The sequence below is a fragment of the Pseudomonas tehranensis genome, assembly GCF_014268615.1.
GTDB classification, from domain to species: Bacteria; Pseudomonadota; Gammaproteobacteria; order Pseudomonadales; family Pseudomonadaceae; genus Aquipseudomonas; species Aquipseudomonas tehranensis.
The window spans coordinates 1-10,148 of sequence record NZ_JABWQV010000182.1 but is presented as its reverse complement, the minus strand read 5'-3'; the positions used below and the strand labels follow the sequence as shown (position 1 = coordinate 10,148).

General features: G+C 60.7%; 8 protein-coding genes. 5 read left to right on the top strand and 3 right to left on the bottom strand.

Annotation, left to right across the window (positions count from 1 at the left end; genetic code table 11):
- Positions 1 to 124: 124 nt before the first annotated feature.
- The 3 genes from HU811_RS20465 to HU811_RS20455 are packed head-to-tail and all read left to right on the top strand — an operon-like array spanning position 125 to position 3,690.
- Positions 125 to 784 carry a paraquat-inducible protein A gene (locus HU811_RS20465; protein ID WP_092402551.1) on the top strand — a complete coding sequence of 220 codons (660 nt, stop codon included), beginning with the start codon at positions 125 to 127 and terminating at the stop codon, positions 782 to 784.
- On the top strand, positions 771 to 1,394 hold the full coding sequence (locus tag HU811_RS20460) for a paraquat-inducible protein A (protein WP_047229371.1): 624 nt from the start codon (positions 771 to 773) through the stop codon (positions 1,392 to 1,394). Before HU811_RS20465 ends, HU811_RS20460 begins: the two co-directional genes overlap by 14 nt.
- Positions 1,387 to 3,690 carry a PqiB family protein gene (locus tag HU811_RS20455; protein ID WP_186657778.1) on the top strand — a complete coding sequence of 768 codons (2,304 nt, stop codon included), beginning with the start codon at positions 1,387 to 1,389 and terminating at the stop codon, positions 3,688 to 3,690. Before HU811_RS20460 ends, HU811_RS20455 begins: the two co-directional genes overlap by 8 nt.
- Before the next feature lie 195 nt (positions 3,691 to 3,885).
- Here HU811_RS20455 and mksF read toward each other — a convergent pair whose 3' ends face one another.
- Genes mksF through mksB form a run of 3 tightly spaced genes read right to left on the bottom strand, consistent with a single transcriptional unit; the run spans position 3,886 to position 8,694 of the window.
- Positions 3,886 to 6,726: an Mks condensin complex protein MksF gene (mksF, locus tag HU811_RS20450; protein ID WP_092402549.1), complete on the bottom strand. Its 2,841-nt coding sequence runs from the start codon at positions 6,724 to 6,726 to the stop codon at positions 3,886 to 3,888.
- Positions 6,723 to 7,424, bottom strand: a complete 702-nt coding sequence (mksE, locus tag HU811_RS20445; protein WP_047229373.1) for an Mks condensin complex protein MksE — start codon at positions 7,422 to 7,424, stop codon at positions 6,723 to 6,725. Before mksE ends, mksF begins: the two co-directional genes overlap by 4 nt.
- Positions 7,414 to 8,694: an Mks condensin complex protein MksB gene (gene mksB, locus HU811_RS20440; RefSeq protein WP_092402547.1), complete on the bottom strand. Its 1,281-nt coding sequence runs from the start codon at positions 8,692 to 8,694 to the stop codon at positions 7,414 to 7,416. The genes mksE and mksB overlap by 11 nt, the downstream gene beginning before the upstream one ends.
- A gap of 180 nt (positions 8,695 to 8,874) precedes the next feature.
- Between mksB and HU811_RS20435 the strand changes: the two genes are divergently transcribed.
- Together HU811_RS20435 and rimI are read left to right on the top strand one after the other, a co-directional pair.
- Positions 8,875 to 9,660 (top strand): energy transducer TonB, encoded by a 786-nt coding sequence (locus HU811_RS20435; RefSeq protein WP_225248472.1) that lies wholly within the window; start codon positions 8,875 to 8,877, stop codon positions 9,658 to 9,660.
- Entirely contained in the window at positions 9,653 to 10,105 is a 453-nt protein-coding gene (gene rimI, locus HU811_RS20430) for a ribosomal protein S18-alanine N-acetyltransferase (protein WP_003205585.1), read from the top strand. Before HU811_RS20435 ends, rimI begins: the two co-directional genes overlap by 8 nt.
- Positions 10,106 to 10,148 lie beyond the last annotated feature (43 nt).

The window sequence follows — 10,148 nt, the reverse complement described above, 5'->3', positions numbered from 1 at the left end:
GACGCAGGTAGGGGTTTTGTTTTGCCCGCAATAAAATTGCGCCGAGGCTGCGAATAAATTTGCACAGTTATTTTCAAGCCAGCGCACTAGAATAGCCTCCACCTTAGTTGAGCCAGAGCTCTTTATGCCCGATCCGTTTGACGCCCCTCGGTTGTCAGATCTGCCGTTGGATGACTTGGTGGCGTGCCATGAGTGCGACCTGTTGATGCGCAAGCCCCAGCTGGCCCATGGCGAAAAAGCCGAATGCCCGCGCTGTGGGTATGAGCTCTACGCTCACCGACACAATGTGGTCGAACGCAGTCTTGCCTTGGTCATTGCCGCTCTGCTGTTGTATGTGCCAGCGAACTTTTTACCCATCATGCAGCTCAATTTGCTCGGCCAATCCTCCCAAGACACCGTTTGGAGTGGTGTGGTCGGCCTGTTCAATACCGGCATGCAAGGTGTATCGGTGGTGGTTTTTCTGTGCAGCATGGGCATTCCGCTGCTTAAACTGCTTTGCCAATTGGCTGTGCTACTGACCATTCGCTGGAATATCGGCCGTAGCTACGGCTTATTGCTCTATCGCATTTATCACCATTTACGCGACTGGGGCATGCTGGAGGTTTACCTCATGGGCGTGCTGGTCGCTATCGTCAAGTTGGCAGACATGGCGGCCATTACCGTGGGGCTTGGTCTGGTGTGTTTTATCAGTTTGTTGCTCGTTCAGGTCTGGCTGGAGGTGGTGATGTCGCCGCATCAGATCTGGCAAGCGTTATCAGGAGAGGACGCTCATGCGGGCGATTGATGCGGGTATTTTGATCTGCACAGAATGCCACGAGCTAAACCGGCAGGAAGCTGACGTTGATACACAAACCTGTACCCGTTGCGGCGCCCTGGTTCATCCTCGTCGCCCGAATAGCTTGATGCGGACCTGGGCGTTATTGGTCACCGCCGCGATTCTCTACATTCCGGCCAACATGCTACCGATCATGACCATCAACTCGTTGGGGCAAGGGGCTCCGAGCACCATCATGGCCGGGGTCATCGAGCTGGTTCAGCATGGCATGATTCCGATTGCCGCCGTGGTGTTCATCGCCAGTATCGTCGTTCCGACTTTCAAGTTGGTAGGCATCGCCTTGTTGCTGTTTTCCGTGCAACGGCACCAGCCCATGTCTGCGCGGCAACGGATCCTTATGTACCGTTTTATCGAGTTCATTGGGCGCTGGTCGATGCTGGATATTTTTGTGATCGCCATATTGGTGGCGGTAGTGAATTTCGGCCGGCTCGCCAGTGTCGAAGCCGGTCTCGGTGCAATCGCTTTTGCCAGCGTAGTGATTTTGACAATGATTGCCGCAGTAACTTTCGATCCCCGACTGATTTGGGATAACACGGAGTCGGATGACGACCATGACTGATTTGCCTACCGCTAAAACCCGACCGGCTTCGAACTGGTCCGCGATTTGGGTCTTGCCGCTGATTGCCTTGATTATCGGTGGCTGGCTCGGCTGGCGGGCTTATAACGAAACCGGCATCGAGATCAACGTGCGCTTTGAAAGCGGCGAGGGCATTCAGGTCAACAAGACTGAAGTCGTTTACAAGGGTATGCCGGTCGGTAAAGTGAAGACCCTCAAGCTCGATGACGAAGGCAGCTCGAAGGGCGTGGTTGCGACCATTGAGATGAACAAGGACGTCGAGCAATACCTCAAGACCGGGACACGTTTCTGGCTGGTCAAGCCGAGCGTGACCCTGGCCGGCATCACCGGCCTGGAAACCCTGGTTTCCGGTAACTACGTGGCTATCAGCCCGGGGGAAGGAGAGCCGATCCGTAAATTCAAGGCCCTGGCCGAAGAACCGCCGCTATCGGACGCCAAGCCCGGTTTGCACCTGACCCTCAAGGCCGAGCGCCTGGGCTCGCTCAACCGTGGCAGCCCGGTGTTCTATAAACAGATCCAGGTCGGACAGGTGAAAAGCTACCTGCTGTCCGAGGACCAGGGCACGGTCGAGATCAAAATCTACATCGAACCGACTTATGCCAGCCTGGTGCGTAAACATACGCGTTTCTGGAATGCCAGCGGCATCAGCATCGATGCCAACCTGTCGGGCGTCAAAGTGCGCAGCGAATCCCTGGCGAGCATCGTGGCCGGTGGTATCGCGTTCGCCACGCCGGAGAGTCGCAAGGACAGTCCGCCCACGGACCCGAGCCTGCCGTTCCGTCTTTATGAAGACTTCGACGCAGCCGCTGCCGGCATCCGCGTGAAGGTCAAGCTCAGCGACTTCGAAGGATTGCAGGCCGGTCGTACCCCGGTGATGTACAAAGGCATCCAGGTGGGCAGCCTGAAGAACCTCAAGGTCGATCCGGACCTGTCCAGCGCTACCGCTGAATTGACCCTCGATCCACTGGCTGAAGATTACCTGGTGACCGGCACCCAGTTCTGGGTGGTCAAGCCGTCCATCTCCCTCGCAGGGATTACGGGCCTTGAGGCACTGGTCAAAGGTAACTACATCGCCATACGGCCCGGTGATAAGGGCGGGGCGCCGCAGCGCGAATTTGAAGCCCGGCCGAAGGCGCCACCGCTGGACTTACGCTCGCCGGGGCTGCACCTGGTCTTGCTCACTGAAAACCTGGGCTCACTGGAGGTCGGCAGTCCGATTCTCTACAAACAGGTCAAGGTTGGATCGGTGCAGAGCTACCAGTTCTCCCGCAAGAAAAAGCAGTTGATCATTGGTGTGCACATCGAGAAGGAATACGAAGGTCTGGTCAACGGATCGACCCGGTTCTGGAATGCCAGTGGGATTACGCTCACGGGTGGTTTGACGGGGGGTATCCAGGTCAAGAGCGAATCCCTGCAAAGCCTGATGGCCGGCGGCATTTCTTTCGAAACGCCGGAACCCAATGTGCCGTTGAAAAGGCGCATCCCACGGTTCCGCCTGCATGCGGACCGCGAAGCCGCGCAACAGAAAGGCACAATAGTGACGATCAAAGTCGATCGTGCCGATGGTTTGCGCAGCGGCACGCCGATTCGTTTCAAAGGGCTGGATGTGGGCAAGATCGAGGACGTGGACCTCAGCGCCGACATGCAATCCATCCTGCTCACCGCACGTATCACCGAAGTGCCGGAGCGTATTGCTCGGGTCGGCTCCCAGTTCTGGGTGGTCAAGCCCGAACTGGGGCTGATGAAGACCTCGAACCTGGAGACGCTGGTGACCGGCCAGTACATCGAAGTACAGCCAGCGGTGAAAAACCTGGGGCCGCAGAAAAACTTCGTGGCCCTCGCCAGCCCACCGCAAAACGTTGTTCCTGAAGCCGGTCTGAGCCTGGTGTTGAGCGCCGCTCGCCGTGGTTCGTTGAAGACCGGCGTGCCGGTGACGTATCGCGAGATTACTGTGGGCAAGGTGACCGGCTATGAATTGGGCCAGACGGCGGACCGTGTGCTGGTCCATATCCTGATCGAACCCAAGTACGCGCCACTGGTGCGCAGCGGCACGCGGTTCTGGAACACCAGTGGCTTCGGCATGGACTTCGGGTTGTTCAAAGGCGCGACAGTGCGGACTGAGTCGCTGGAGACGCTGATCCAGGGCGGCATCGCTTTTGCCACCCCGGATGGCGAGCGGATGGGCAACCCGGCGCGACCGGAGCAGACCTTCCCGTTGTTTGATCAGTTTGAAGAGGAGTGGCTGACCTGGGCGCCGAAGATCAAGCTGGGTAAGTGATCAGGGGAAGTCAGGCTGTTCTGCCGCCATCGCGAGCAGATTTGCCCCCACCCAATGAGTGTCTTGCCGGATTGTCACGAACGACGCTAAACCTGTGGGAGCGAGCCTGCTCGCGATAATCCTGAAAAGCCCAGCGCAATGAAAAAGGCCGCGATCCATTGGATCGCGGCCTTTTTTTGTGTCCGGCTATTCACCTCAAACCGGATCCAGCTCCGGCTCGTCGGCCTGCACGTTCACCGTGGCTTTCACCGCATCGTGACGGCGGATGTACTTCCAGTCCGCCTCGTCGATGTAGATGCCGTTGGGGCCGCTGCCGCCTTCCAGGTCGATGGCGACGCTGGCGCAGACTTGCGGCTTCACACTGGCCAGGATCGGCACAAAACCCAGCTGCAAACTGGTTTCCAGCAGCGCGGCCTGGTTTTTCTCGTCGATGTCTGCCGCTTCGTCAAGGTAGTACGGCAGACGCACGCGACCGGCCTGTTCGCGGTCCATCAGGTGCAGCAACAAATACATGTTGGTCAGCGCCTTGATGGTCATCGTGGTGCCGTTGGACGCCGCGCCATCGATATCGGTGTGGATCACTGGCTGGCCGTTGACCTTGGTGATCTCGAAGGCCAGTTCGAACAGGTCCTTGAGGCCGAGCTGGTTGTGGTTGGCCGCCACCAGGCGGGCCAGGTATTCCTTGGCCTCTTCGTTCTTGTTGTCCTGCTCGGCGCTCTGGCTGAGGTCGAACACCGACAGGGTCTCGCCTTCCTCGTACTGGCCGGCGCTGTGGATGATCTGGTCGATGTGCTTGAGCGCTTCCTTGTTGGGGGCCAGAACGATCCGGAAACTCTGCAGGTTGGAGACCTGGCGTTTGTTGATCTCGCGGTTGAACAGCGCCAGTTGATGCTCGAGGCTGTCGTAGTCGCTGCGGATGTTGCGCAGGGTCCGGGCAATGTCAGTCACCGCCGCCCGGCGTGCCTTGCCCAGGGTCAAGGCTTCGTCGGTACGGTGGGCATAGGCGTTGATCAACAGTTGCAGGCGGCGCTCCATGTCATCTTCGCTGTCGAACTTGGCCACGCCCTTGAGGCGGACCTGGGCGTACAGCGCTTCGATCTGGCCGTCGACCCGCAACAAGCCTTGCCAGCTGTCCTGATAGTCGTTGAGCAGCGGCAGCAGGTTATCCATGGAGTCGTCGACCGGGTCCATGAACGGCGTGCCAAACGGCAGGTCCGCTGGCAACAATTGACGACGGCGCAGGGCATCGTCGAGGGTGCGTTGCTTGGCTTCCATGTCGGCGATCTGCCGGCCCACCAGTTGCAACTTGGCGGACAACTGCTGGACACGTTCGGTGAAGGCATCGCTGGAGCGCTTGAGTTCGTCCTGGGCGGCTTCCATCTGCGCCAGTTGTTCGAGCTTCTCGCCTTCTTCGGCGCTCAGGGTCTGCGTGCGACGGAAGTCTTCCAAGGCTTTTTGCGCATCCAGAACCTGTTGGTACAGCGCCTCGGTCTGGGTCTTGCTCGCGGCGCGGTCGGCGGCCACCGCTTGCTGGGTCTTGAGCTGCTTGAGTTCTTTTTCCAGGCGTTCTTTCTGGTCCCGCAGTGCGGCGCGGTCGGCCAAGGCTTGCAGGGCCGGCGGTTCGATATGGGACAGGTCGATGGACAGGCCCGGTACTTCGAAGCGCTCACCTTTGAAGCCGTCGAGGATCAGTTCCATGGATTTGACCCACTCGCCGTTCTCGTCCAGCGCGATGCCGTGCTCACCCAGCGGCAGGCTGAACAAGGCGCTGTTGAACAGGCGCATCAAGCGTTCGACGTCCTGCTGCGAGAATTCTTCCCGCAGGCGGGCGTAGCTGTTGTTGTCAGCGTGATCGAGTTGCTGCTTGACCGACTTCAGGCGCTTTTCCAGATCCCGCAGACGCTCCTCCAGGTCTTCGGCGCTGAACTGGCGGGACTGGGCGAGGGCGCCGGCCAGTTCATCGTGGGCATCCTTGGCCGCGAGCAGTTGTTGCTCCAGGACCTTGACGTCATCCACCAGGGCGAAGCGGTTCTTGAGTACCGACAGCTCGCCGATCCAGCGCTGGATGCCGCTGATTTCCCGTTCCAGGCGCATCAGTTCCTGAGTGCCGCCGCGCTGGTCGTTCTGCAACGAATCCTGTTCGTTGCGGTAGTGTTCGGCCTGGATGGTCAGCTCTTCCTTGCGCGCACTGGCGTAGTCCGACCAAGTACCCAGCAACGAGTCGAGCAACGGTGACAGGCGATGCAGTTTGCCGCGTAGGACATCGCGCTGCTTCACGCCATTGGCCAGCGCTTCCACCAATGGACCGGCGGCCACCAGGGAGTTGTAGTCCTGTTCCATGCGTCGTACATCGCGGAAGGCTTCTTCGCACGCGGCGATGTAATCCACGCTACCGGAACGCAGGCTGTGCTCGAACGCGTCGAGGAACAGTTGCTTGAGCTTGGCCGCGGTAATTTCGCGCATGTGCAACAGGTTGATGAACAGCGCGCGGAAGGTCTTGAGGCTTTGCTCGCTGGTGGAGCGCAGCGGGATCAGCGTCAGATCCAGCGGAATCGAGGTATGACCGCCCACCAACAGGCGGCGCAATTCATCGGGCTTGAGTTCGTAGGCTTTGAGGCCTTCGCGCTCCAGATTGGTGAACAGCTCTTTCTGACGCAGGCAGGTGTCGTCTTTCTGATAATGGGCCAGGTCCAGCTTGCCGGCGTAGGCAAAGAACTGGTGGCCGAAACCGCCGCCAGGGCCGCGCCCGACCACACCGATCACGTGCGGGCCGTGGGGCAGGGCGACTTCCACCAGGATGTAGCTGGTGTCCGAGGCAAAGTAGAACCGCCGGGATTGCTCCAGGCTGTACTTGCCGAAGCTCATGTCCGACATGCGCGCCAGGATCGGGAACTGCAGGGCGTTGATCGACGCGGATTTACCAAGGTTGTTCGCGCCGTAGACCGACAGCGGTTCTTCCAGCGGGAACAGGCCCAGGCTGTAGCCGGCGGTGTTCAAAAGGGCAAAGCGGCGGATGCCGTAGCGTTCCTTGCTCATGCGTCGGTCTCCTGTTCTTCGGCAATGGCGCGGGCCAGTGCGTCTTCTTCGCTTTCACCTTCGAATTCGCTGAGGTCCAGCGGATCGTCGGTCTGCAGCAGTTTTTCGTCGCTGTCTTCGTCGATCAATACCGGTGCCGGCAACGGCAGCACGCTGTGCAGGCTGGCGGCCAGGTCGCGGTCCTGCTGGACCGACAGGCAGACGTCGAGGAAACGGTGCATCGGTGGCAGGAAGCGGTAGACACCGTTCTCTTCGCCGGCAAAACCCAGCTGGGTCATGCGGCGCATGATTTTTTCTTCCAGCTCTTCCTGGGTCTGCACTTCGGCCTGAAGGAAAAGGTCGCGGTACTTTTCCAGCAACGAAGGCAATTCATCGCGGCCCAGGCTGCCACCGTCGAGCACGGCAATCGGGTCGCGGCCCTGGTCGGCCAGGTGCTCGACGAGAATGAAGGTGAACAGCGCCAGGCGTTGGGCAGTCTTGTTCACCGCGGCGGCGGCCAGGTCCGGCACGAAGTAGTAGAAACCACGGGTGTCGCACACCAGTTCGAAGCCCAGGGCCTTGAACAGCGTACGGTACTGGTCCTGGAAGTTGGACAGTTGCGCGTACAGCTCCGGGTCACGGCGGCTGACGTGGTAGCCCTTGAACAGCTCGCGAAAGATCGGCGCCAGCTGGGACAGTTCGGATAGATCAAGATGCATGGGGGATGCTCGCAGAATCCTCGGCGGCGGTGTCGCCGGCCGAGAGCAGGGCGAAGGAGCGCAGGCTGACCTGATGCTCGTGAGTGTGATAGTCGCGGCGTTCCAGACGCTCGCGCTTGAAGCGTTTTTCCCGCGACAGGCGGGAGAACCAGTACAGCAATTCGTCGGTGGCGCCGTCCGGCTCCTGCTCCAGCAACCAGGTCATCAGGTCCGGCATTGGCAGCGCGTCTTCGCAACGCTCGACCATCTCACGTACGGTGCGCGGCGCGCGAGGTGCCTCGCCACCCTTGTGGGTCTTGTGGGATTTGGGGAAACGCGCCGGTTTCGGTTCGAAACGGGCCAGGGCATAGACATAGGCTTCGACCTGGCTGGCGCTGCCCAGGAAGGTGCTTTGCGGCCGGGTGAACAGCGGCATGGCGGCCTGCGGCACGGCATCGAGGCCTTTGCGGCGAATGGCGGCCAGGGCCAGGGCGGCGCCACGGGTTACGGCGTTGTGGCGGCGAGCCTCTTCGCGCAGCGGCAACAGCAATTCACGGGCATGGCGCAGGGTCAACTGGGCGCTGGTCTGCATCTCGAGGATGCGCGCGTGGGTGCGCAGCAGCATGTCGTCGTCCACCAGGTGCCCGAGGCGCTGCTGTTCGGTGAGCATGCGCAACAGCACATTCTCGACCTTGCGTACGCCTTGCTCGAACGCGCCGTCGGCGTTCACCAGTTGGATCATCGGCTCGACGTATTCGTCCCAGGTCGCCAGCACTTCAGCGTAACGCTGGCGCAGCGGAATCTGCCGGTCGCTGGTCTTGGCCCGTTCGGCCACTGCTACCAGGGCCTGTTCGTCGTTGGCGAGTTTCTTGAGGACGTCTCGCACGCGCATGTCGAGCAGGCGCAACTGGCGGGCCAGGTCGTTGCCGTCGCGAATGTCGAACGCGTCCTGGATGTAGCCGGCCAGACGCTCGAGGTGGCGCAGGTAAGCTTCGATTTCCAGGCACAGGCCGAGGCGGTGTTCGCGGCGCAGGTAGGCGAGGAAGTCATGGATCTGGGCGTTGAGCTCGAAACGGTTCGGGCTTTTTGCCACCGGTACGAGGATGTCCAGGCGGATCCACACGTCCAGCAGATTGGTGATGTCCTGGGGCGTGCTGTCCAGTTGTTGGGCGGCCAATTGTGAACGCAATTCGTTGAGGCTCAGGGTGCCCTGGTCGAAGTGCTCGCACAAAGGTTCCAGCAATGCCCAGTGTTCAGCGAGGGCGCGCAAGACGCGCTTGGGTTCGATCATCGCAATGGCCGTCGGGTTGGCAATTAAAAGGGGCGATTGTACTGCATCAGGCCGGTTGCGATTCACCCCTGAGACGGACTGTCGGTTGAATCGCTCAACTATTGATTCAACAGGGAAGCGATCTGTCTCGAAGGGCGGTAGAATCCCTCCCACTTTCAGTTATCCACAAGTGGCCGACCCTTGCTTATCGAGTCCCGCCGCCGCGCCTATCTGACCGCCATGCAGGTGGTCAACTGGCTGCCGCGTACCGAATTGCCGTTCGCCGCCCCGTCGCGGCCCGAGCTGCTGGAAACGCCCGAGCCGATCGAGATCGAGCCAGTCGTGACTACGCCCGTGGCCAGGACGGTTGCCGAGCCGGTGGCGCCCGTGGTCGAACGGCCGAAAATCGAGGTTCCGCGCCCGAGCCTGGCTTCGACCCGCACCAACGCCAAACCGGTAGAGGCCGCCGATGAGACCCCGGCCCCGGTCAAGGCACCTTACGTCGCACCGCCGCGTTTCGCGCTGCAACTGCTACGGGCAGGGCGTTGCCTGCTACTGGTGGAACTGCCCACGGGCGAACCGTTTCAAAGCCGCGATCCGGCGTATCTGTTGCTCAAGGACATGTTGCGTGCCGCCGGTCTGCCGGACAGCCCACAGATCATTGGCGAGCCGGTGCGCTGGCCGTTGTTGTCCCGCGGGACCATGGACCAGGGGCCGGAAGCGGCACGCGATTTTGTCCAGGGTTTTGTCTCGGCGCGGCTTGAAGACGAGCCCTGCGCGTGCCTGTGGCTGATCGGCCTGCCGGCGGTGAAATTTGCTGGCGAGGTGGATGCGCAAGCGTTCAATCGCGAACTGCAGGTCGAAGGCCTGGGCTCGGCCTGGGCGTTGCCCGGCCTGGAATTGTTAATGGAAACGCCACAGCGCAAGGCTGATGTCTGGCAAGCCATGCGCCGGCTGATGGCGCGCTGGAAAGAATCGAATGAGTGACGCTGTATCGTTCCGCCCGATGACCGAGGCGGACCTCGACGCTGTGCTGAAAATCGAATACGCGGCCTACAGCCACCCCTGGACCCGAGGCATCTTCCTCGACGGGCTGGGCAAATACCAGATCTGGCTAATGTTTGAAGGCCAGCAGCAAGTGGGCCACGGCGTGGTGCAGATCATCCTGGATGAAGCGCACCTGCTCAACATCACCGTCAAACCGGAAAACCAGGGGCGTGGCTTGGGTTTGCGGCTGCTGGAGCACTTGATGTCCATTGCCTACAAAGCCGAGGCTCGGGAGTGTTTCCTGGAAGTGCGGGACAGTAATCGCACGGCCTTCCGGTTGTATGAGCGCTACGGTTTCAATGAAATTGGCCGGCGGCGCGACTACTACCCTGCGGTGGGCGGACGCGAAGATGCGGTGGTCATGGCCTGTACTTTGGTCGATTGAACACCACGGCCCCCGGTGGGAGCGGGCTTGCTCGCGAAGGCGG